This window comes from Clostridium sp. MF28 (assembly GCF_002969175.1).
Lineage (GTDB): Bacteria > Bacillota > Clostridia > Clostridiales > Clostridiaceae > Clostridium > Clostridium beijerinckii.
In genome coordinates this window covers 4,662,050-4,683,623 of record NZ_CP014331.1, presented here as the reverse complement: position 1 = coordinate 4,683,623, position 21,574 = coordinate 4,662,050, and the positions used below count along the sequence as shown (strand labels likewise).

Annotated in this window: 23 protein-coding genes and 1 pseudogene; 5 read left to right on the top strand and 19 right to left on the bottom strand. The window is 29.8% G+C overall.

Features of this window, described 5'->3' with window-relative positions:
- Positions 1-19 precede the first annotated feature (19 nt).
- Positions 20-223, bottom strand: a complete 204-nt coding sequence (locus AXY43_RS20555) for a helix-turn-helix domain-containing protein (protein WP_039771242.1) — start codon at positions 221-223, stop codon at positions 20-22.
- Between the two features lie 193 nt (positions 224-416).
- Between AXY43_RS20555 and AXY43_RS20550 the strand changes: the two genes are divergently transcribed.
- From AXY43_RS20550 to AXY43_RS20530, 5 genes are all read left to right on the top strand, one after another.
- Positions 417-836, top strand: a complete 420-nt coding sequence (locus AXY43_RS20550) for a helix-turn-helix domain-containing protein (RefSeq protein ID WP_039771244.1) — start codon at positions 417-419, stop codon at positions 834-836.
- A gap of 434 nt (positions 837-1,270) precedes the next feature.
- Positions 1,271-1,861 carry a sigma-70 family RNA polymerase sigma factor gene (locus tag AXY43_RS20545; protein ID WP_105412076.1) on the top strand — a complete coding sequence of 197 codons (591 nt, stop codon included), beginning with the start codon at positions 1,271-1,273 and terminating at the stop codon, positions 1,859-1,861.
- Entirely contained in the window at positions 1,843-2,040 is a 198-nt protein-coding gene (locus AXY43_RS20540) for a YvrJ family protein (RefSeq protein WP_023973389.1), read from the top strand. Before AXY43_RS20545 ends, AXY43_RS20540 begins: the two co-directional genes overlap by 19 nt.
- Before the next feature lie 95 nt (positions 2,041-2,135).
- Positions 2,136-2,360, top strand: a complete 225-nt coding sequence (locus tag AXY43_RS20535; RefSeq protein WP_039771247.1) for a DUF1659 domain-containing protein — start codon at positions 2,136-2,138, stop codon at positions 2,358-2,360.
- 159 nt (positions 2,361-2,519) lie between these two features.
- The gene (locus AXY43_RS20530; RefSeq protein ID WP_105412075.1) at positions 2,520-2,738 is read left to right on the top strand and encodes a DUF2922 domain-containing protein; all 219 of its coding nucleotides are present in this window, start codon (positions 2,520-2,522) and stop codon (positions 2,736-2,738) included.
- A 455-nt stretch (positions 2,739-3,193) separates the two neighbouring features.
- Here the strand turns inward: AXY43_RS20530 and AXY43_RS20520 are convergent, their stop codons facing one another.
- From AXY43_RS20520 to AXY43_RS20430, 18 genes and pseudogenes are all read right to left on the bottom strand, one after another.
- Positions 3,194-4,042, bottom strand: coding sequence for an Rpn family recombination-promoting nuclease/putative transposase (locus AXY43_RS20520; protein ID WP_065416720.1), 849 nt, complete (start codon positions 4,040-4,042; stop codon positions 3,194-3,196).
- 270 nt (positions 4,043-4,312) lie between these two features.
- Positions 4,313-5,386, bottom strand: coding sequence for a dTDP-glucose 4,6-dehydratase (gene rfbB / locus AXY43_RS20515; protein ID WP_105412073.1), 1,074 nt, complete (start codon positions 5,384-5,386; stop codon positions 4,313-4,315).
- Between the two features lie 13 nt (positions 5,387-5,399).
- Positions 5,400-6,281 carry a dTDP-4-dehydrorhamnose reductase gene (rfbD, locus tag AXY43_RS20510; protein WP_105412072.1) on the bottom strand — a complete coding sequence of 294 codons (882 nt, stop codon included), beginning with the start codon at positions 6,279-6,281 and terminating at the stop codon, positions 5,400-5,402.
- A 21-nt stretch (positions 6,282-6,302) separates the two neighbouring features.
- A complete protein-coding gene (gene rfbC, locus AXY43_RS20505) occupies positions 6,303-6,878 on the bottom strand; it encodes a dTDP-4-dehydrorhamnose 3,5-epimerase (RefSeq protein WP_105412071.1) in 576 nt (191 codons plus the stop codon).
- A 12-nt stretch (positions 6,879-6,890) separates the two neighbouring features.
- Complete coding sequence (rfbA, locus tag AXY43_RS20500) at positions 6,891-7,805, bottom strand: glucose-1-phosphate thymidylyltransferase RfbA (RefSeq protein WP_105412070.1); 915 nt, start codon at positions 7,803-7,805, stop codon at positions 6,891-6,893.
- 135 nt (positions 7,806-7,940) lie between these two features.
- Positions 7,941-8,387 carry an acyltransferase gene (locus AXY43_RS20495; protein WP_105412069.1) on the bottom strand — a complete coding sequence of 149 codons (447 nt, stop codon included), beginning with the start codon at positions 8,385-8,387 and terminating at the stop codon, positions 7,941-7,943.
- Between the two features lie 486 nt (positions 8,388-8,873).
- Positions 8,874-9,459: pseudogene (locus AXY43_RS20485) on the bottom strand (sugar phosphate nucleotidyltransferase); the annotation flags it as partial.
- Between the two features lie 77 nt (positions 9,460-9,536).
- Positions 9,537-9,941, bottom strand: a complete 405-nt coding sequence (locus AXY43_RS20480; RefSeq protein WP_105412067.1) for a hypothetical protein — start codon at positions 9,939-9,941, stop codon at positions 9,537-9,539.
- A gap of 42 nt (positions 9,942-9,983) precedes the next feature.
- Positions 9,984-10,160: a hypothetical protein gene (locus AXY43_RS20475; protein WP_206608167.1), complete on the bottom strand. Its 177-nt coding sequence runs from the start codon at positions 10,158-10,160 to the stop codon at positions 9,984-9,986.
- Positions 10,161-10,602: 442 nt separating this feature from the next.
- Positions 10,603-12,039, bottom strand: a complete 1,437-nt coding sequence (locus AXY43_RS20470) for a flippase (RefSeq protein WP_105412065.1) — start codon at positions 12,037-12,039, stop codon at positions 10,603-10,605.
- Positions 12,036-13,298: an O-antigen ligase family protein gene (locus tag AXY43_RS20465; protein WP_105412064.1), complete on the bottom strand. Its 1,263-nt coding sequence runs from the start codon at positions 13,296-13,298 to the stop codon at positions 12,036-12,038. The genes AXY43_RS20470 and AXY43_RS20465 overlap by 4 nt, the downstream gene beginning before the upstream one ends.
- Positions 13,288-14,187: a glycosyltransferase family 2 protein gene (locus tag AXY43_RS20460; protein WP_105412063.1), complete on the bottom strand. Its 900-nt coding sequence runs from the start codon at positions 14,185-14,187 to the stop codon at positions 13,288-13,290. The genes AXY43_RS20465 and AXY43_RS20460 overlap by 11 nt, the downstream gene beginning before the upstream one ends.
- The gene (locus AXY43_RS20455; protein WP_105412062.1) at positions 14,184-15,365 is read right to left on the bottom strand and encodes a glycosyltransferase family 4 protein; all 1,182 of its coding nucleotides are present in this window, start codon (positions 15,363-15,365) and stop codon (positions 14,184-14,186) included. Before AXY43_RS20455 ends, AXY43_RS20460 begins: the two co-directional genes overlap by 4 nt.
- 302 nt (positions 15,366-15,667) lie before the next feature.
- Positions 15,668-16,531 (bottom strand): glycosyltransferase family 2 protein, encoded by an 864-nt coding sequence (locus tag AXY43_RS20450; protein WP_105412061.1) that lies wholly within the window; start codon positions 16,529-16,531, stop codon positions 15,668-15,670.
- 18 nt (positions 16,532-16,549) lie between these two features.
- A complete protein-coding gene (locus AXY43_RS20445; protein ID WP_105412060.1) occupies positions 16,550-17,461 on the bottom strand; it encodes an alpha-1,2-fucosyltransferase in 912 nt (303 codons plus the stop codon).
- Positions 17,462-17,485: 24 nt separating this feature from the next.
- A complete protein-coding gene (locus AXY43_RS20440) occupies positions 17,486-18,631 on the bottom strand; it encodes a glycosyltransferase (protein ID WP_105412059.1) in 1,146 nt (381 codons plus the stop codon).
- A gap of 12 nt (positions 18,632-18,643) precedes the next feature.
- The gene (locus AXY43_RS20435) at positions 18,644-19,939 is read right to left on the bottom strand and encodes a polysaccharide pyruvyl transferase family protein (RefSeq protein WP_105412058.1); all 1,296 of its coding nucleotides are present in this window, start codon (positions 19,937-19,939) and stop codon (positions 18,644-18,646) included.
- Between the two features lie 370 nt (positions 19,940-20,309).
- On the bottom strand, positions 20,310-21,461 hold the full coding sequence (locus AXY43_RS20430) for a glycosyltransferase (RefSeq protein ID WP_105412057.1): 1,152 nt from the start codon (positions 21,459-21,461) through the stop codon (positions 20,310-20,312).
- Positions 21,462-21,574 lie beyond the last annotated feature (113 nt).

The window sequence follows — 21,574 nt, the reverse complement described above, 5'->3', positions numbered from 1 at the left end:
CGTTTACAAAACGCATATATTAAAAATATTCACTTATTCTAATATTAAATAAACATCTTATTGCGTTTAAATCTTCTGAAGTAAATCTTGCACCTCTTCCATTTAACGCATTGTTAACAAAAGAGCTTGATCTGCCAATGTGTTCTGCTAACTCACTTTGTTTGATGTTATTCACCAATAAGAATTCCTTAAACTTATTATATTGAGCTTGTGACTTTGACATGCTATATTCCCCCTTATATAATTTTATCGTAACAGCATTTGGTTTAAGTTGCCACCGTTAATTTAATTATACGACTACAGCTATAAGTGTCAATGATTTTTTTGGAAATTTTTTCAAATTATTTTCTTGCTTTTTGTCGCTTACAGTTGTATACTTATCTCCAAAGTAATCTTTTACATTATGGAGGAGAAATATGAATATAACAGGTATAATCCTTAAGAACTTGCGATTAAAAAAGAATATTACTCTAGATCAGCTAGCTTCTGAGATAAATAAAACATTTGATATTAATATTACTGGAAGCATGCTTTCTAAATGGGAAACTGGTAAAGCAGCACCAATATATGATCACTTGAAACGCTTAGCCTCATACTATAATGTCACTACAGACTTTCTTCTTGGTTTTGATCAATATGAAAACTTAATTAGCGTTGATTCTTCTGCTAATTTAAATAAGACAAAACCTAAAATACGTTATTCTAAAAAGGCCAATAAAGTAAAAACACTAGCAAAATTATTGGAGAACGATAAGATCACTCTTAAAGATCTTCTAATCTTTGAGGATTTTATTCGTATTTATATATCAAAAAAATCAAAAAATTTATATAGGTAGAAGACTAGATAAATTTCTAGCTTCTATTTTCTCAACTTTCTTCTTTACTCAATTCACAATGCACAATCGCAGTTAAAATTCTTTAAATATTTTTATAATTAGAATTATTTTTGCAATATATATTTTAAATACACAACTTAACATACATTATAGATAAACAGAATATAACCTAGATTTATGTTATAACTTATCGAAATTATAAATATCCAATTTTCAAATTTGATATCCATATTGTACATACCTAATATCCTATATATGTTGCAATTCACAATTACGGTTAAAATTCTTGTAATATTTTTAGAATTATCATGAAGAATTATTTTTGCAATATATATTTTTTTAAATTTTTTCTTAAAATTTGTTCCCAAAGTGTTTATAAAAATCTTTTTTTCTGTATATCTCTTATGAAAAGTAATTTTTAGGAGGGATTATATGTGAATTATGATTATATTGAACACTTAGCCTCAAAGGCTAAGGGTGGTGACCTTAAAGCTAAAGAAAATTTAATTAAGGAATTTACTCCACTTATAAATTCCTTATCTATGAGAACATTTATCCATGGTTATGAAAAATGCGATATCAAAAATGAGTGCTTCTTAATGCTTTTTTACTGCATAGCTAAGTACGATTTAAATACTCATCGTTTTGTTGCCTATGCCACAAATTCCATAAAAAATAATCTACTTGTTTTACTAAAAAGATACGATAATCGAAAAGATATTGATGGATATTTCTCTTTAAGTGATGATATTGAGTGTAATACTTCTCTAAGTAATGATATGGAAGATGAAAGTATGAATCTTGAATATGAGAACATTAAACTATTATCTGCAATAAAAAATAATTTAAGCCCTTCCGAGAGATATCTAATAAACTTTGTCTTTTTTATGAAAAATACCCTTACAAATTATGCTTATCATGAGAATGTATCATATATGACAGCTTTAAAAAGAAAGAAAAAAGCTTTAAAAAAATTAAAAAGTTGTATTGTTGGAGGTAATGAATTATGGGAATTAACGATATGATGAGCCTTATTACTAATGCTGGATTTCCTATAGCAGTGTGCGCTTATTTACTATTTCGCCTTGAAAAACAACTCTCCACTCTTTCATCTTCAATAAACAAATTAAATACTATAATTTCTACTAAACTAGGTGTTGTCATTGATACTTCATGTGATAGCGAAGTTCAAAATCTGAAATAAAAAATAAATTTTAAAAAAATTTTCAAATTACCCTTTATAAAAATCAATTTTTGTGTATATACAATATGAGAACAAAATTTAGGAGGTAAGAAAATATGGCAGTAGCAAAACAAATTAAAACTACATCTTTAAGTATCGAGGTTCAAAGTGGATTGGATAAAGCCGGCGACCCAATCTATAGCAAGAAAAGTTTCGCAAATGTGAGGACTGACGTAGCTCCTGAAAATGCATATGCAGTAGGAGAAGCAATTAAGAGTGTTATGTCCACTGGTACAAGATCCACTTTGTTAAATGAATCTTCAAGCCTTACTCAAGAATAAAAACAGCTCAATCAAACACTTAACTTCCCTTTCAAGATATGTATTAAACTTTAAGTAATTCTTAGTTTACTTAATATTCAAAAAGGTACTTTCTCTTATCTTTCATCTTATAATAAATCTTTAACTACTATCAAAAAAATTTTTAGGGGGATTTAAATTATGGAATATGTTTTAGCAATGACTTTTATAACTGAAAATGGATTAAAAAGCAACTTCAGTATCAGCGGGGTTAAACCTGATGTTACTCCTGCTGAGGTAAATTCTCTTATGGACACAATCATTCAAAAGAATGTCTTCTTCAGCTCCTCTGGAGCTTTAGTAAAAAAATCAGACGCTAAATTAACAGAGAAAACTGTCACAAAAATTGATGTAGCATAAAATTAAAAGGCTCGTTACTTTGTTGTAACGAGCCTTTTTCAATAGTATAAAAAATATAAATTGGTTTAAAATACTATATATATATATTGCAATTCACAATTCACAATTGCGGCTAAAATTCTTGTAATATTTTTAGAATTATGATGAAGAATTATTTTTGCAACGTATATATTAAGGAATAATAAGGAGTTTTTTTAATGATTAGAAAACATAAAAATAACTTTATTCTAATATCACTATTCTTATGTATACTAATATTCATCTTCCTCCCTATAAATCTCTGCCCTCCGTTGCTAAGATATGCTAGTATTTTCTCAATTTCAGACTCAAGTTCAAATAATAACTTAAGTGAAAGTAATTCTACTGAAAAAAGAGCTACTCTGCCATATGATAAAATAATATGGAGAGATGGATTGTATCATTACTGAGTACTTTTAGCGAATGCTTGCTATATCTCACCTTAATTTTTGTATTTCTTCTATAGTTAATCCAGTTTTAATCGCTATTGTTTTATTGTCTAAAACATCTAATAAGTTTTTAGCTATATTTATTTTTTCCTGATACTGTCCTTGTTTTATTCCTTCTTTTATTCCTTTTTCTTCAGCACTCCTAATTTCTGCATTATGAATACGTAGTGCTTTTAAATCATTCTCATATATTTCCCTTTCTTCTTTGTCTAAATACATTATATCCAACTTTTCTATAGCTTTTTTTATGTTTTCGTCTTCTTCTAATTCTTTTGGTATTTTATATTTATCTATTTCATAAGCTCTATTTAAAAAGCTAACCCATCTATCTAACGCAGTTTTTACATCTTTATAATCCTTCTTAAATTTATTTAGTTCTATAAAATGCATTTCAAATAAATCAGAAAATTCTTCTTTTGTTTTTTCATTATAAACCTTATATACATTATGAAAATCTTCCTCTTTTAAGTAATTAAAATCTAATATATTTATTCCTATAGTCTTTCTTAAAATTTCAAAATCATCTCCACTTTCTATCTGATCTGAATACACCTTTGACCAATAATAAAAAGCTCTTTTATCATAAAAGCCTTGTTCTGCTATTTGCATCTCTATATCATACCATATTCCTTTTTCATCTACTGCTTTTATATCAAGAATTGTCATTTTACCTTTTCGGTAATTTGAAATATTATATGGATTCTTTAACTCTATATCTTCTATTTTATTTTTCTCTGATATTATGGAATTTATAAATGCTATTAATATACTTTTATTTTCTTCACTTCCAAATAACTTTTTAAATGCAAAATCAACTTTTGGATTTAATTTACACACAAGCTTCACTTCCTCTCTCATATATATTCACACTTGATATTGATTATAGTAATATTATAACCCATAGCCAATTTCCTTAAAACAAAAAATTGCACTAAACCTTAATTTAGTGCAATGCTTATTTCTGTAAAATTCCGGACCTCTGGATGGGTGCTAGTTGCAGCATAGCTGCTTTTTTAAGAGGCTATTAAAGTTCCTAATTGCAACATAGCTACTTTTTTATCTATGATCTTGGTTGCGCTTCGCGCTCTTTTCATATGTGAATTGATCTTAATTGCGCTTCGCGCTCTTTTCATATGTGTACATTTTTTCATAATATTTTTGATAATCACCAGAAGTAACATTATTCATCCATTCTGAATTATCTAAATACCACTTTATAGTCTTCTTGATTCCTACTTCAAAAGTAGTTTCTGGATACCATCCTAGCTCTTCTTTTATTTTATCTGGAGCTATTCCGTATCTTCTATCGTGGCCTTTTCTATCTTCAACATACTTAATTAAATTTTCTGTTACATCTTTATCTACATTTTCATTTATGTACGATATAACTGTTTTAACTATTTGTATATTTGTTCTTTCATTATGGCCGCCAACATTGTAAACTTCTCCAAGTCTGCCTCCATTAATAACCATATCAATTGCTTTTGCATGATCTTCTACAAAAAGCCAATCTCTTATATTCATTCCATCACCATATACAGGTAAATCTTTATGCTGTAGACAGTTATTAATTAATAGTGGAATTAATTTTTCAGGAAATTGGAATGGTCCATAGTTATTTGAACATCTTGTTATATTTATAGGCATTTTATATGTATCATAATATGCCTTAACCATTAAATCAGAACTTGCTTTACTTGATGAATATGGGCTATGTGGATCTATTGGTGTTGTTTCCATGAAGAATCCTTCATCTCCTAAGGACCCATAAACTTCATCAGTTGATACATGAAGAAATTTAACTCCTTCTTTAAATCCATCTGCATTTTCCCAAGCTTCCTTAGCACAATTAAGCATATTAACTGTTCCAAGTACATTAGTTTTAACAAATATTTCTGGTTCTTTTATACTTCTATCAACATGTGATTCTGCTGCAAAATGAACAACATAATTTATATCATATTTCTCAAAAAGATTTGAAACTAATTCTTTATCACAAATATCTCCTTGAACAAATGTATGTCTTTCATCCTTTTCTATGGATTTAAGATTTTCTAAATTTCCTGCATAAGTTAATTTATCTAAATTAATTATCTTAATATCTTTATATTTATTTAACATGTATAAAATAAAGTTTGAGCCAATAAATCCAGCTCCACCTGTAACTAAATATGTTTTCATCACTCAGACTCCTTTACTTATCTAACCTATTAATAAATGATTTTATAGCATCTTTCCAATCTCTCATATCATCGCCCACAGTACATCTTAGCATCATATTATCAAGAGATGAATATTCTGGTCTTTTTGCTGGAGTTTTATACTCTTCTGAACTACAAGGTTTAACTTCACATTTTTCACCAGATAATTCAATTATCATTTTAGCAAAGTCATACCATGTACATTCTCCCTTACCTGTGCAATGGTATACACCATATTCTTCTGTTTGTATTAATTTTAATATATGGTAAGCTAAATCGTTAGCATGAGTAGGATTACCTCTTTGATCATTTACAACAGTTATGCATTCTTTTTCTTTTCCAAGTCTTCTCATAGTATAAACAAAGTTATGACCTACATAACCATAAAGCCAAGCTGTTCTTACTATAAAATACTTTGAAGAAAGTTCTCTCACATAGTTTTCACCTAAAAGCTTAGTTTTTCCATATACACTATATGGAGCTGTTAAATCATATTCAGTTAATGGCTTATTTCCAACTCCACTAAATACATAATCAGTTGATACCTGCACTAACTTAGCTCCAACTTGCTCAGATGCTATAGCTAAATTTCTAGGACCAATTGAATTAACTTTAAATGCAAAATCTTCATTACTTTCACAGCCATCAACATTTGTTGCCGCTGCGCAGTTAATTATTACATCTGGTTTCAAATCATTTATCTTATTCTTAACTTGTTCTAGATTAGTTATGTCTAATTCATCCACATCCAATGCTATAACTTCGGATTTTTTTATAGATTCTGAAACTTCACCTATTTCAGCTTTTCCACTTTTTATTATATCCAAAAGTTCATTGCCTAATTGACCTTTTGATCCTGTTATTAATATCTTCATAAATCCATACTCCTTGAAATTCTACAATCTAAAATCTTCATAATCACTTAAATCTAAATCCTTAAGATTTGGATGTTTCTTATCTTTTTCAGATAGAATTATGTTTTCTATTCCGTCCATTGGCCACTCTATATTTATATCTTTATCATTCCACATAACTCCACCGTCGTATTCTGGAGCATAAAAATCTGTGCATTTATAGTTAAATACAGCTTCATCTGAAAGTACTAAAAATCCATGAGCAAAACCTTCTGGAATATAGAATTGCTTTTTATTTTCTTCACTTAAAACAACACCTTCCCACTTACCATAAGTAGAAGAGCCTGTTCTTAAATCTACTGCTACATCAAAAACTTCACCTTTAGTTACTCTAACAAGTTTACCTTGGCTATGTTTTCTTTGAAAATGAAGTCCTCTAAGTACTCCTTTACTAGATCTAGATTCATTATCTTGAACAAAATTCATATTAAGGCCAGAACCCGAAAAATCTTCTCTATTATAAGTTTCCATAAAATAACCTCTGTTATCTCCAAAAACTTTAGGCTCTATTATGTAAACTCCATCTATACTAGTCTTATTAAAATTAAAATTTCCCATTTTATTAGCTCCTTATATGTTTTTAGTTGCTGCAATTTCTGATTTAACCTTTTGAAGTTCCATTTCCTCTACTATATCCATTAAATACTTACCATATCCAGTTTTCATTAATGGTTTAGCAAGTTCAATAACTTCTTCTGAACTTATCCAACCTTTTCTGTAGGCAATTTCTTCAAGACAGGCTATATATGTTCCTTGAGTATTTTGAACTGCTTCAACAAAATTAGAAGCTTGAAGCATAGATGAATGAGTTCCTGTGTCAAGCCATGCCATTCCACGACCTAATAATTGAACTTTTAATGTTCCTTCTTCCATATAAGCTTTGTTTAAATCTGTTATTTCTAATTCCCCTCTTGATGATGGTTTCAATTCTTTAGCCTTTTTAACTACTGAATTATCATAAAAATAAAGTCCTGGAACCGCATATTTAGACTTTGGCTTTTCTGGCTTTTCTTCTAAAGAAACAACTCTGCCTTCTTCATCAAATTCTACTACTCCAAAAGACTTTGGATTTTGAACATAATAACCAAATACATATGCACCTTTTTCTAAGCTTGCAGCTTTTCTTAAATGCTCTGTAAAGCTTTGTCCATAGAAAATATTATCTCCAAGAACCATCGCTACATTATCATTTCCTATAAACTCTTCTCCAATAATAAATGCTTCAGCAAGGCCGTTAGGCTTTTCCTGAACTGCATATTCAATATTTAATCCCAATTCTTGTCCATCTTTAAATAATTCTTTAAAATTAACTATATCTCTTGGCGTAGATATAATTAAAATATCCCTTATCCCTGCAAGCATAAGTACTGACATTGGATAATAAATCATTGGCTTATCATATATTGGAACCATTTGTTTTGACATTGCTTTTGTTACTGGGTATAGTCTTGTACCAGATCCACCTGCTAATATAATTCCTTTCATAATTCCCTCCTACTTTTATATTAATTAAATTTATGAATAGTGTGAATATTAAATCATTTTAAATATGATTTAGATTTTAAAATTTAAAAGTTTTAATGTTGTATGAATTATACTAATATCACTAATAAGCCTAATTTATTTAAATCCATCGTGTGACCACATAATATTTTTCTTTATAACTTTAGCAGGCACCCCACCAATTATGCATTTTTCTTCACTAAATTTATTAGACACACAAGAGTTTGCTGCAACAACACAATTATCAGGTATATATGTTTTTTTTAGTATAGTTACATTTGAAGCTAACCAAACATGATTCCCTATAAAAATTTCATTAGGATAATTTATTACTTTACCATTTTCATCAATTATTTTATGACCATCTCCATCTATTAATGTTACCTTCCATCCCAGTAAACATTCGTCTCCAATTGTTATACTTTTTGCCACAGAAACAATGCACTGTGCATTAGCTATAAATTTATTACCTATTTCAAGTATAGCATTTTTTCCTATTGTTAGATTTACTCCTCTTGCAAGAAAACAAGAACCATGTAGTACTAGTGAAGCATCTTCTTGCATATCTCAGAAACCACTTTGTTTAATTCCTAAAGCAAAAGAACCGTTATCCATCCCTATTCTTAACACCCCACGCTTTATATATAATATCTATATAGATTGAGTTCCTTTTCCACATATTTTTAATCTTTATAGAGTGTGATACACATATTGGAAATTTTAAGGCATCTTTAAATTTGAAATAATAAAAGTTAAAATATATAGTTTTTGGCATAAACATAATTTTCTGTAGTATATTCTTCATCAAAACTCCTCTAATCTCTTAAAATATTATTAATTCATTCAAGTATATCTATCTAAAAAATTTTATAAGTATAATATAAACAATTATTAATTAATAATAAAATTACTAATATATTTTCTATTTATAATAGCGATAACACTACATAAATAATCACTTCTATTCTAATTATTGTATATAAGTCACCAGATAGTAGGTAACATTTCGAGGAAGAACGACGAGCTTGCTCGAACTTTTAAAGTTCCTTACTTCATATAAACCTTATTTAAATCAATTATTTCTAGTTCTCCTCCTTGTGAAGGTTTTAATGCTTTAATCTTTTTAACAACTGAACTTTCATAAAATTTGGATTTTTAAGCTTTTCTTCTAAAGAAATAACTTTACCATTATCATCAAATTCAACTACACAAAAGTATATTGGATTTTGAGCATAATAACTACACACATAAGCATCATTTTCTAAACTAGCAACTTTTTAAAATGTTCTGTAAAGCTTTATCCATAGAAAATATTATCTCCAAGAGCCATTTCCACATTATCGTCACCAATAAATTCTTTACCTATAATAAATGCCTCTGTAAGACTATTAGATTGTTCTTAAATAGCATATTCAATATTTAAATCCAAGTCCTTCCCATGCTAAAAAGTTCTTTAAAATTAACAATATTTAGTGGTGTTGATATTATTAATATATCCTTTATTCCGGCTAACATTAAAACTGAGATTGGAAATAAATAATTGGTTTATCATCGATTAGTACCATTTGTTTTGACATTGCTTTTGTTACTAGATATAGGCGGATACCTGAGGCCCTGCTAATATGATTCCTTTCATAGTCTTCATCTCCTTAAATTATAATACGAAACTATTGTAATTTAATCCGAATGACTGAAGTTGCTAGAGACCAAATTTTATATTTTAGTCGGAAAATTACAGGAAGTTAACGTTCTTACTTTCTCAAAGAAAAATACAATTAACAATGGGATAATTACTCCAGCAACAAAATACATAATCCTCAATTGAGAAAAACTTATTGGGTATATTTTAAGTATATTTTTATTTAATTTACAAATTCGTCCAATTATACTATCTATTAACTTAAAGCATATAAAATGAAGTGCCATTATATAAAAGCTATTCTTCCCACAATACGCCATAAAGTTAACAACTTTCTTATTGCATATTTCATTTATGCAAGTTGCCATCGACATGCAAAAAAGCAGCCCTATAATTACAATAAAATAAAACCCATATCCACCATATACTAAATTATTACTTAACTCTATTTCATTCGTTGATATTTTATTTAAAAACACAATAATACCTAGGCATGGAATAAATACCTACCACCTAATTTCTTAACGTATCAAAGTATAGTTCTTCTTCATTATATATCCGAGTAAAATTATTGGTTGAAACAGCAATGCCTTATTTAAATAATACGCCTGAGCTTTCCATTCTATATTTAAAACAATACCAAGCATCCCCAATAATAATTCAGCCGCAATAAAACATATGCATGATTTATCCTTCACTTTGCGTATAAAAAAGAAAATAGTAAAGGCTGCTGTATACAAAGGCATAAACCAAAGTGCACCTACAAGAATACCAAAATTTTTATATAATACAATATTTACTATATTTTTTGTGATATTCGGATACTCATCTACTACCCCAATACTGTGCTATATAGGCAACAGAAACAACGAAAATAGGCTTATTACCACAAATTTCAAATATTGATTTTTTATAACGCCCTTAAAAAAAGCGAAAAAAGGTTTCTCCTTAATCAAAATGCCCCCGCAAAGGAAAAAAATAGAAATATGGTAAATATATAAAAATTTGCGGACATAATCCACCGATTCACTATAAAATACATCCGTATTCAAAGCATATATTAAAACAATCGATATAATTCCAATTCCCTTTAATATATCAATATATGATTCCCGTGTTTGGATATTTTTTTCTCCATAATTACATCACCTTTTCTTTTATTGATCTAATAAACTGCATAACAATTTCATTTTTAAATAGTAGCATAATTAATAAATATGAAATACCACTTAAAGCTATTGATACAATCCCAGGAAGTATGCCGACTCCTAATTTTATTGTTGTAAAATGGCATATAATAATGATTGCTATGCAAGATATTCCAACGCTTAATAATACTTTTCTGTCAAATTTAACTTGCACGAGTTTTCTAGAATAGTACCAACAAAAAGCAAATACAATAAGCTCTGCTAATACAGTAGTAGAAGACGCGCCTATATAGCTATATCTAGGAATCACGATAAAATTTATAACAATATTTGCTAAAGCACCCATTATGGTCGCAATTAGGAAATTCTTTTCCTTCTTATACGGCAATAAAATACAGCCACTATAAAAATAAGCCAATATTGCAAACATAAGCCCTATGCTTAATATTTTTAACGCAATATATCCATCTTGGTACTCCGTACCGCCTAAAATATTAATGATATGTTCGCTTAACATAAATAAGCCGACTATTGCTGGTAATAAAATAGAAATCAAAGCATTGAATACTTTTTTAAGAAGACAATTATATTTATCTATATCATTATTACCAAGATATACTGAAAATCTAGGCAATGTAACGATTAAAATAGCACTTAATAATTGTTTTACAATCGTATAAACCTTAGCTACCAAACTATATATACCAACTGCTTGATCGCTTACTAAGATCCCAAGCATTGTTGCATCCGAATTAACATATATTGTTACAGCAATTGTATTACAGAAAAGTAGTAACATCGGTAACATATGTTTTTTTAAATTTGGTTTAAATGTGAATCTTAATTTTACATATTTTCTGACATGAATGATATTCATCAAATTAGCACCTGCATTCGCACACACAGTTATTAATGCATACAATATGTAATCTGACTCGTTATGCACAATCATTAGCATCGCTACAACAGAAAGGCATTGTATAATAATATATCGAATTGTAATATAAGTAAACTCCTCGTAAATAGAATTAATCCAATCGACACCTGCTGTTGTAAAAAGTATTACTAAACTCTGAATTAGTATAAGCATTGTATAACTATGTAACTTTTCAGAAACAATAAGTATTCCAAATAGAAAAAAATATGAAACCATTGTTGACCAGCAATTTATTGTAAATATCTCACTACTAAATTTCTCAAACTCCTCTTTATTATCCCTAACTCTAGCCCCCTCTCTAATCGCATAATTAGTTATACCTAATGCAGCTATAAGAGAAAAATAGCTAATTATAGAATTTGCGAAATTATATCTACCATAATTTTCAGCAGAAAGTACACGTGAAACGTATGGTACTGTTATAAGCGGAAACAGTACTTGGCAAATTTGTTTCACTATGTTAAGTACAGCATTTTTTTTTAATGATTTCATGTTTTAGCTCCTAAATTCGAGATTTTATTATTTTCCTTTACGTATTTTTTTATCCCCCAAAATGTAGCAAATACAAATAAGACACTTGGCCAGTATATGGTTTCCATAAAAAATCCAAACAATAAAACTATAATCAAAGTATAATTAACAACCTTTTCAACATCACTGGTTGCTTTAATAGCATCTTTCACCGAAGTAATTAATATCGCACCCAGCATAATTACAGAAAAAATTCCAAAATCATAAAATACACTAAAATAAATATTATCAGTTGTAGCTACATTATAAGAAAATTCGCTTCCAAAATTCATACTTTGAATCAATGAAGCAGCAGAATTAAACCCATTTCCAATGTATGTGTGAAAGTTTAAAGGAGTTTGAATTGACAATAGTAGATGAATTGTCATGAATCTCCACGTATATGACATATCATTACTAATACTCTCTCCAAACATTCTTTCTTGAATAGAACTGTATATATCAGAAATTTGCCCTCTAAAATAAATCGCAGCTATCACAAGAAGTAAACTTACTGCTCCATATGACATAAACTTTCTCTTTGATATTGATTTTTTCTTATCAACTATATAACGAACTAAAACTATTACCATGCAAATAGTCAATATAATCCAAGACGATCTTGACTGGGTAAGAAAAATTCCATACAGAAATACTAATGCAAGTAAATAACGAATTGCTATATATTTAATCAATACTAGACTTAGACTAAGACCAATTGTAAAAAACAAGGAGCATGGTAAAGGTGAAGCAAATACTGAATTGACTCTTGTAACTGATTGCGTTGCAATAGAGAAGTTTTCAGAAACAACATTCCTACCGCTTATATTAGTCCAAATTCCAAAAATTGCCGTTAGTAATATTACCCATGTTAGTCTTAACAAAGGTTTACTATTATTTAACAAATCAACATTTCTAGCATATAAATATCCACTCACTATCATTAAACCAAATGCTAATAAGTAAAATGTAGTACTTAAGGCATCTGTTTTGTTTCTTGTATTTGCAATACTTACAAAAAGAAAAAATACAAATATTATAAACTGCTTATAATTTCTTTTTATAAAAGAAATCACTCTATTAATGTTCCTATTAAAACCGGATAAAACCATATATACCAAGGTGAAAATAATAAGTACAAAGAATTTTATCCAAATATTTGTTAATGTTATATAAAGAGATAAAATAATTCCCCAAAAGCAGTAATCAAGAAATAAGCTTTTTTTTAGACTAATCTTCATTACTGCTCACCTCCATTATTTTTGTCCTTAATATCTTTAATGATATCAGTGAATTTTTATAATAAAACAGCTTTTTGTCATCATTTCCAAGGTTATGTTCGGTAGAACCTCTTTCGAAGTGATATACTTTTATCTCTGGATAATACAACATCTTTATTCCCTCCTTAAAACATCTATAATACATAATATCTTCCTCGCAATACATAAAGGTATCAGGATCAAGTCCATCAAATTTAGTTATATATTGGGGTGTAAATATCAAAAAACATCCATGTAAAATAACATTCTCCAAAACATCAAAATACTTTTTGGGATCTATCGATTCACTATTGTTTTTATTGAATAAACGTCTCTTTATTCTTAAATAATTGATATAACTAACCTCTATTATTTTTCCAATCCATTTTTTTGACAAATAGAACTTCCTAATACTGTAGTCTTTAATAAATTCATCAACATCTTTAATCGTTAATGGGCTAAATCTACTAGGATTAGAAGTATATCTACCATCACCTGACATAATTAATGGACCGACAACTCCAGCATGAGAACTTTCATATATCTTATTGATTTGTTCGAAAATATTTTCAGATAAGATTAATATATCACTATTCAATAAAACTATATATTTTGCTGCCAACTCATTTTTAGCATATCTAAAACCCAAATTATTACCTTTAGCAAATCCTAAGTTTGTTTCACTATTAATTAAATAAATATCTTCATCGGACCCATATTTAGTCTTTAAGTTGCTCCAGCTATTATTAGGCGATGCATTATCAACGACTATTATTTTATATTCAGCAGTATCTATTTTATTTCGAATTGAATTTATACATTTATATGTGAAGTCAATATTCTGATAATGTAAAATAACAAATGCAATCATATTTTCCTTTCCATTAGCGAATAATAGATTTGTAGAATTCTATCCGCACATTTTTTTGTGTCAAATTTCTCTTCAGCATATTTTCTAGCTGAAAGCTTTAATGATTTTCTCAAAGTCTTATTTACAATCACTTTCTCTAAAAGTCTCGCTAGGCTATTTGGGTTGTTATATTGATACACCAAACCTGAATAATTGTCTATAATCAATTCAGGATTTGCACCCGTGTTGCTTGCAATTAAACATAAACCAGCCATCATATATTCTACCGTAACCCTACCAAATGCTTCGCTTCTTGATGTAACAACACCAATATCAAACCTACTAATTTTATTCTTTAATTGTTCATCAAATTCCTGAAATTGCACAACATTATCAATTTTATGATTTTTAACCCATTCAATCAATTTCTGTCCATAATCATTTGAGTAATCACCATAAACGTATAAAACATAATTATTTATATTTTTTTTATGCAAAATTTCAATTGCCTTTAATAAATCAATTAGTCCCTTTGCAGGCGTACTAGATCCAGAAAATATAATGCGAACTTTATCATGCTTTTTTAATTCATATTCAATCAACTCCGGAGATTTAACTGCATCATATTCTACTTTAATACATTCCGGGTTCAGACCCATTTTTACCCAATTATCTTTTACATATTCTGAAATACATAAGGCAACACTAGAATTTTTTTCAATATACTTACAAAAGTTTCGCCTAAATGGAATATAAGCATATTCACTACTCATACCATACTCTCTAATATGCCAAACATGAGGAATACTATAATGTTTTGATATTATTGCACCAATATCTATAATACTTACATTCGAATGTATAATATCAACATTTTTAAAATCTATTAATCCCTCTATCTTTGTTATAAAAAATTGATTAAATAAATCATGCTTCATGCGAATTATACCATGAATATAAACACTATGTATTTTTCTAAGTATTGCACGCTTTTTTTCGTATCCATACATGCAATCGGAATACGGAATAGAATAATTTTCTATTCCTTTATTATTGCACCACTCATTGAATTCATTCGATTTAGAAGTTACTACGATAGGTGTAAAATCATCCCTTCTAATCAGAACCTCTAATAAGTCCATTAATGACTTAGGAGCTCCGTATTTACCGTCATCATGCGAAAAGTACACAACTCTCATAATAAGATCCCCCTAATTTCTTGAGTAATCACGGAAACTCGCTAGCGGACCGTGATTACTCTTTTTTATTAATTTTACTTTTTCTTAATCCACCAATTTTTTTGCATAAAACACTTGACAAATATATAAAAATTTATAGCAATACTCCTAAAAATACATTTTTTAGAAATAACGTTTTTCAATTAAATATTATTTTTTAAACTTACATTTTGTAGGTTTGTTTGCTTTGTTTATTTTTATATAAATGTAGTCATTATTGATAAAATTTATAGATCTTCAACGGATTGCATAAAAATTTGGTTTTATGCATTAGTTTCCGTAACTACTCTTCTTATCCCCATGTTTTTAGCATCTTTAAGTCCACGATGTCTTTGCACAATCTTTTCAATTTTTTTACTTTCATAAAATATGATAAAAAGTTCCTTTTTTATTTCTTTAAATATTTCAGTCACCTTTGAATGATATTGAGGATATTTTTCTACAATGTACCTATGATTTCTGGCCATATAATAATGCCGCCATACAGGCTCATTTAAAATGATAACTTTTGACAGAAAGAAGGAATGGTTTTTTCCATTACCAACTTCATGCAAAACACCACAAAAATTAATTCTGTAAACAAAATAATTACTTGACTTTAATTTATAACAATACTCATAATCAACAGAATCAATAAACAAAACGTCTTCGAATCCGCCAACTTCTTTATATATATCTAGTGGCATAAATGCACCAGAAGTAATACATATATCAATTTTCTCATAATCTAATCCTTCAGAGTCAATAAATGTATCTGCTGTGTTATTAAAATTTCTGTCAACAATGTTACAGGTTAACATCCCACATCGATCCAACAAAATATATTTCAAATAATTATTAATTATATTGGGGTAGACTACAGAATCTTGATCTAGCGTCAAAATCCAATTAAACCCATTCTCGAAACCGTATTTGCACATTGTATTCAAAGCATATGCTATTCCCTTATTTTCCTCTAGTTCAATCAATTTAATTTTATCCATTAAAATTGCTTTCACTTCATTAATATTATCAGAACCATTATCAACACATATAATTTCATCAACTTGATTAATGATTCCATTAAAATTATCTTGCAGTCTCTCTATATTAGGATTAAACAGTGTTATACCCGCAATCACCTTCATAAATTCACCTCCATTATTCTACATAATATTAATTTTCAAAAAATCTTGTTCTATTAATCCATTCCAAGCTTCACTTTTATTCCATATAGCAGGAGATACAACTACTTTGCCCTTAAAATCTGATAAATATTGCACCCACCAAGAAAATGTGCTATTAGAAATTATAAAATACTTACATGATGACATTAATAATATCTTTTCACCAATTGAACATCCTAAATTTTCATACTCAAAGTTATAATTCCAATTTGCAAAAAATTGCCGACACCATTCTAAATCATCACCAAAGATAAAAAATGTTGGATTTTTAACTTTGTTTTTAATAATTTCAAATGCATTTCGAAAATATTCTTCATTGCAGAGATTGTATGAAGCATGCTCAGGTGCAAGAAAATCCCCTCTTCGAACACTAACACATACGCTACTATTCCTTTTTATTAAGTCATAAAACTTTTCATTCTCATTTCTGAGAAATCTTTCATCTACGAGACTATTTCTGATACCAGGATTAATAAATCTAGAATCTTCATAACAGCCATTAATATAAATACTTTTTCCTTTAAATTTATCGAATTTAAAATTATAATACCCCAGTTCTAAGTAAGCAATCCCATGTCTCTCCAAATATGGCTGAAGTGCCAATTGAAGTTTCATAAGTCTGCTTTTATTTTTTATAAAATGAAAACCCAATCTACAAAACAGAATCAATGTTCTTTGGAAAGCTGTAAAATTTCTTTTGTACGTTTTTTCAGTGGGTATCTTAAACTCCCCTTCAAAAAAAGCACTCAAATCGTCATTAAATTTATGTATATTTACACGATTAAAATCCACGTAAAGCAGTTCATCTTTTCTCAAACTTTGTATTTTTTTAGCAAATGCATATCTAAAAAATTGATTTCCTGCTCTTCCATCTATATCAAGATAAATCATAATCTCTTCTCCATTTATATTTTCTTACTTATTCTTGCATGATTCCGCGAAATCTTTATAAAACTCACGTCTTTTCTCATCCAAGTAATCTTTTCTATAATTCTGTGCTATAGCAAAACTTTTTACAGCTTGTTTTATTAAAGAGTCTTTGCTTAGTCCATCCAGCACCTTGACAATATCATTGACATTTCCTTTTCTGAAAATATACTGTCTATCAACCAGCTCTCCCATTCCTCCAGCAGTTGATCCAGCAGCTGGACAAGCACGGCTGATGGCTTCGATCATTGCTCTTGGCAAACCCTCTTGCTTACTAGGCTGAATATAAAAATCAATTTTGTCAAGCCAAGAAAAAACTTCTTCATGTGAGATAACTCCGCAGAATTCAATCTGGTCTAATACACCATTAACTTCTGCCACTTTTCTTAGGTATTCATTGCTACCACTACCAGCCAATTTATATTTAAAACACTTACCCCTTTTCTTCAATTCAGCCAGTGCCTTAATAACGTATTTCTGTCCTTTATACAATACGTCAATCTGTGCAAGAGTTCCTAATACTATTTCACCACTCATATTTTCAATTTTATTTATACGTTTTTCAAGGACGTTTTCGTCAGTTTCCTTCAATTCAACATCAGAACAATCAATCCATTTTCCGTTACATGGATATCTTCTTTCAAGAAACTCCTTTGTTACATAAACTGCATAAGGTGCTCTCTTCAGTTCTCTCTTTGTAGAAATGGTCATTCTAGGTGCAACTAATTTTCCTTTCCAACTGTGATTCCAATAAGCATCCCACGGACAGCCTACCGATTCTACCAAATAAGGTACATTATACTTTCTTGCATAATAGATTGCCTGCTCCGCAATTTTGCTATGAAGTTTCACAATCAATGCATCAGCATTTTTTATTTCTTCTTCCATCATTGCCTTTGTTTCTCTTGAAAGCATAAGGGACCCATCAGAAACCGGTTTTATAGTAATCGCTGGATTTTTTAATTCAAATAACTGTGTGTCATATGGCTGTTTTTCAATTGCACGGCAAAAGATTGTCAGTTCATCAAAAAATTCCATATATCTGTCTGTGATAGTATCTCGCAATCCTCCTAGTGTGAAATATTTACCATCTATTTTTCTTAATTTATGGTCATGAGCAAATACTAGTTTCATTCGATCTTTCCTTTACTTTCTACAGGCTTCAATTAATTCCGCACGGGATGATTCAGCCATTATTCTATAATTATTAATTTTATTCTTTACTTCAGACTCATTCTCAGTTAATGCCTTAAATTTCTTCTTCAAAAGTTCCGCACGAACATCTCCGATTTCAATCACAAAATCATCAAGACCAATATCATGCATGATTCCCTGAGATTTATTTCCTGTATATGCAATTGCAATTCCTGGAGTATCACTGCCAAAAGAAAAAATAACTGAATGGAAACGTGTTCCTACAATATAATCACAATAACTATATATGGTTTTAAGATCATAGCAATCATATGAGGTATCCGAAATAAAGCGATATTTCTCATCACTTACCATGGCGGTAACATCTTTAATACAAGCACCATCATTTTCATGTGCATTAACCGCCAATGTATGCTCCACTATTACCGGCATATATCCTTGATCATAAAGCCATTCAAAAAAAGCAGCCATTTCTACTTTAAAAATTTTATAAGCTAGCTCTGGATCAGTTGCAGATGGAAAACGATATGGACGCATTGTTATTGCAACCAATTTTCTATCTGTTGGAAGATTATATTCTCTAAAGATTTTCTCTTTAACAAGCTCAGCCTTTGGTAATGTAAAAGCCAAGTCTGGACAATTGATAATATCTAATCTCAATTGATTCTTCACCATATCTTCAGATAGTGTTTCTCTAGAAGTAAGAACCTTACACTTTTTAAGAGCTGCCCTTGCAATGTTTTTTACGAACGGCCCCTTAAAAGGACCAAACGAATTAGGCATAACATAAACTGGCTTTTTCAGTTTATGTGCAAGCAACATAGGATATACCCAAAAATACATGCTATAGGTTGAATACAAGCCTCCATAAGTCTGCAGTAATCCGCCACCTTTCATAAATACTGCCTCGCTCTGCTCCATTATCTTAACAGCATACCTTTTCTCTTTACTTAAAAACAACTTTGCTAATTCTCTTGTAGGGCTCCAGAGAATTAAAAGACTTCCAATTAAGTCAAATATAGATACAATCCCCCACATAATCTTCAGTTTTTTTGTATAACTTATATTTTCTTTGTTTTTAAATTTTCTAGAAGGATGCTCAAGAATCGGTTGAATTATTTTTAAGCCTTTTCCTTTACTCTGCTCGATAGGCTCATTTCTTTCTGAAGTCAGATAAAATTCACCATTAAATCCGCAATCCTCTGCGAATCGTTTAGTCTCCCATACAAGTGCTTGATCTCCTCTGTTTAAATCCGAACATCCAGGTATAATCACATATTTATTCATTCCTCGTAAATCCTTTCTATTAAAATATGAATTCGTATTTTAATCTCATCCTTTTCCATTTTTTACCGCTAAGATTCAAATGACTCCCATCTACGCTATAGCCTTCATTACTTATTGTACCTTTACAAATTTATTCCAGCTTCGGCGACTGGATTCCAATCTATGAATCATTCTAATCAATACCCACCCTCATCTGAGAAAACTATGAATCCATGCTCTAAGCCTTCTTGAAATATAGAAATACTTTTGAGAATACAAAACTCAGAGAACTCATTTTGCGCTCATGGAGCAATTATCTTTAACGAATACCCGTTTCATGCATGTCATTCTGGTTATAGGCTTCAGGACTGCGTGGGATTGATAGGTGGTGTTATCTCAATAAAGAATCTTTCTGTACCAAGCGCTCCAAAAACCTCATCTTTTTCCCTTCATACTCATATACTCCTCCTAGAATTGTTTTTTCGTAAATTTCAATGTATGATCTTGCTTGAGCCTTAATATCATAAAGTTCAAACATGTCATTGTAAGCCTTTTCTACATATTCCTGTGCTCTTCCTTCTCTTATCGCATTAATTCCCCTAACAAAATCCTCAACAGAATCACTGACATAACCATTATCACCATTGTGGATAACATCATTATTTCCGATCACATTATTAATCACACAAGGCTTCTTCATATACATGGACTCAAGCAAACTCATCGGCAAGCCTTCCCACAAAGAAGTCAGGATAAATGCATCTGCATTCATAGACATTCTTAACGCCTCTCCTCGCTCAGTCCACCCGGTAACTTCAATATTAGGTGCTTTTAATTCTTCTCTTAGTTCACCCTCACCAATCCAAAGAAACTTTACATCCGGCATAGCCTCCGCAACCTTATTAAATAGCGCAGGATTCTTCTGATGGCAAATACGCCCCAGCGTAAACACTGTATAAGGATGTTCTTTCACTTCCACCTGATCAATCATCTTCTGCAAATCATTTAGATTGACTGCGTTGTTTACATAAGTAGCACGCTTGGTAAGTTTCAAAGTCTCTTGATGCTCACCCTCGCTGCAACTGATGGTCGTGCATTTTCTTTTAGCACATACAGCTTCAATTATCTTAAACATCATTCTCTTTGCAAATTTGTAGTTCTGCATCAAGAAACTATAACCATGAGGCGTATAAAACAAAGGATTTTTCTTACCATTAAAAGCAAGTCTTCCAATTACCCCCGCTTTACTGCTGTGGAGATGAATAATATCTGGATTAACCTTCTTGACAATCGCTTTTACTTCTCTAAGAGCTTTTATGTCTTTCACAGGATTAATTACTCTACCAAAATTCTTAACCTCGATCAAATGGATTCTCTTATCGAAATTATCCTTATAATCTGATGGAGTCTGTGGACGTACCGCGTATGCAATGTACATATCATACTCATTAACTAGCTCATTAGCGAGATCAACGATGTATGTAAACACACCTCCGCCCATGGCTTCAACAATATATAAAATCTTCTTTTTCTTAGTCTCCATTATCCTCTACCCTTCGAATTCTTTTTCTATAAAATCTATGGACATTAAATAGTTGCTAACTCGATATAAATTTAGATGCCATTACCATATCTGAAACTTTTTTATTAAAATTA

Excerpts from the sequence above, each read along its gene's own strand:
- AXY43_RS20430 (WP_105412057.1), bottom strand. The coding sequence starts at position 21,461 with ATGGAGACTAAGAAAAAGAAGATTTTATATATTGTTGAAGCCATGGGC.
- AXY43_RS20555 (WP_039771242.1), bottom strand. The coding sequence starts at position 223 with ATGTCAAAGTCACAAGCTCAATATAATAAGTTTAAGGAATTCTTATTG.
- AXY43_RS20530 (WP_105412075.1), top strand. The coding sequence starts at position 2,520 with ATGGAATATGTTTTAGCAATGACTTTTATAACTGAAAATGGATTAAAA.
- AXY43_RS20465 (WP_105412064.1), bottom strand. The coding sequence starts at position 13,298 with ATGAAGATTAGTCTAAAAAAAAGCTTATTTCTTGATTACTGCTTTTGG.
- AXY43_RS20455 (WP_105412062.1), bottom strand. The coding sequence starts at position 15,365 with ATGAGAGTTGTGTACTTTTCGCATGATGACGGTAAATACGGAGCTCCT.
- AXY43_RS20550 (WP_039771244.1), top strand. The coding sequence starts at position 417 with ATGAATATAACAGGTATAATCCTTAAGAACTTGCGATTAAAAAAGAAT.
- rfbA (WP_105412070.1), bottom strand. The coding sequence starts at position 7,805 with ATGAAAGGAATTATATTAGCAGGTGGATCTGGTACAAGACTATACCCA.
- AXY43_RS20535 (WP_039771247.1), top strand. The coding sequence starts at position 2,136 with ATGGCAGTAGCAAAACAAATTAAAACTACATCTTTAAGTATCGAGGTT.
- AXY43_RS20495 (WP_105412069.1), bottom strand. The coding sequence starts at position 8,387 with ATGCAAGAAGATGCTTCACTAGTACTACATGGTTCTTGTTTTCTTGCA.
- AXY43_RS20445 (WP_105412060.1), bottom strand. The coding sequence starts at position 17,461 with ATGATTTATCTTGATATAGATGGAAGAGCAGGAAATCAATTTTTTAGA.
- rfbC (WP_105412071.1), bottom strand. The coding sequence starts at position 6,878 with ATGGGAAATTTTAATTTTAATAAGACTAGTATAGATGGAGTTTACATA.
- rfbD (WP_105412072.1), bottom strand. The coding sequence starts at position 6,281 with ATGAAGATATTAATAACAGGATCAAAAGGTCAATTAGGCAATGAACTT.
- AXY43_RS20450 (WP_105412061.1), bottom strand. The coding sequence starts at position 16,531 with ATGAAGGTGATTGCGGGTATAACACTGTTTAATCCTAATATAGAGAGA.
- AXY43_RS20540 (WP_023973389.1), top strand. The coding sequence starts at position 1,843 with ATGGGAATTAACGATATGATGAGCCTTATTACTAATGCTGGATTTCCT.
- AXY43_RS20435 (WP_105412058.1), bottom strand. The coding sequence starts at position 19,939 with ATGAATAAATATGTGATTATACCTGGATGTTCGGATTTAAACAGAGGA.
- rfbB (WP_105412073.1), bottom strand. The coding sequence starts at position 5,386 with ATGAAAACATATTTAGTTACAGGTGGAGCTGGATTTATTGGCTCAAAC.
- AXY43_RS20460 (WP_105412063.1), bottom strand. The coding sequence starts at position 14,187 with ATGATTGCATTTGTTATTTTACATTATCAGAATATTGACTTCACATAT.
- AXY43_RS20440 (WP_105412059.1), bottom strand. The coding sequence starts at position 18,631 with ATGAAACTAGTATTTGCTCATGACCATAAATTAAGAAAAATAGATGGT.
- AXY43_RS20470 (WP_105412065.1), bottom strand. The coding sequence starts at position 12,039 with ATGAAATCATTAAAAAAAAATGCTGTACTTAACATAGTGAAACAAATT.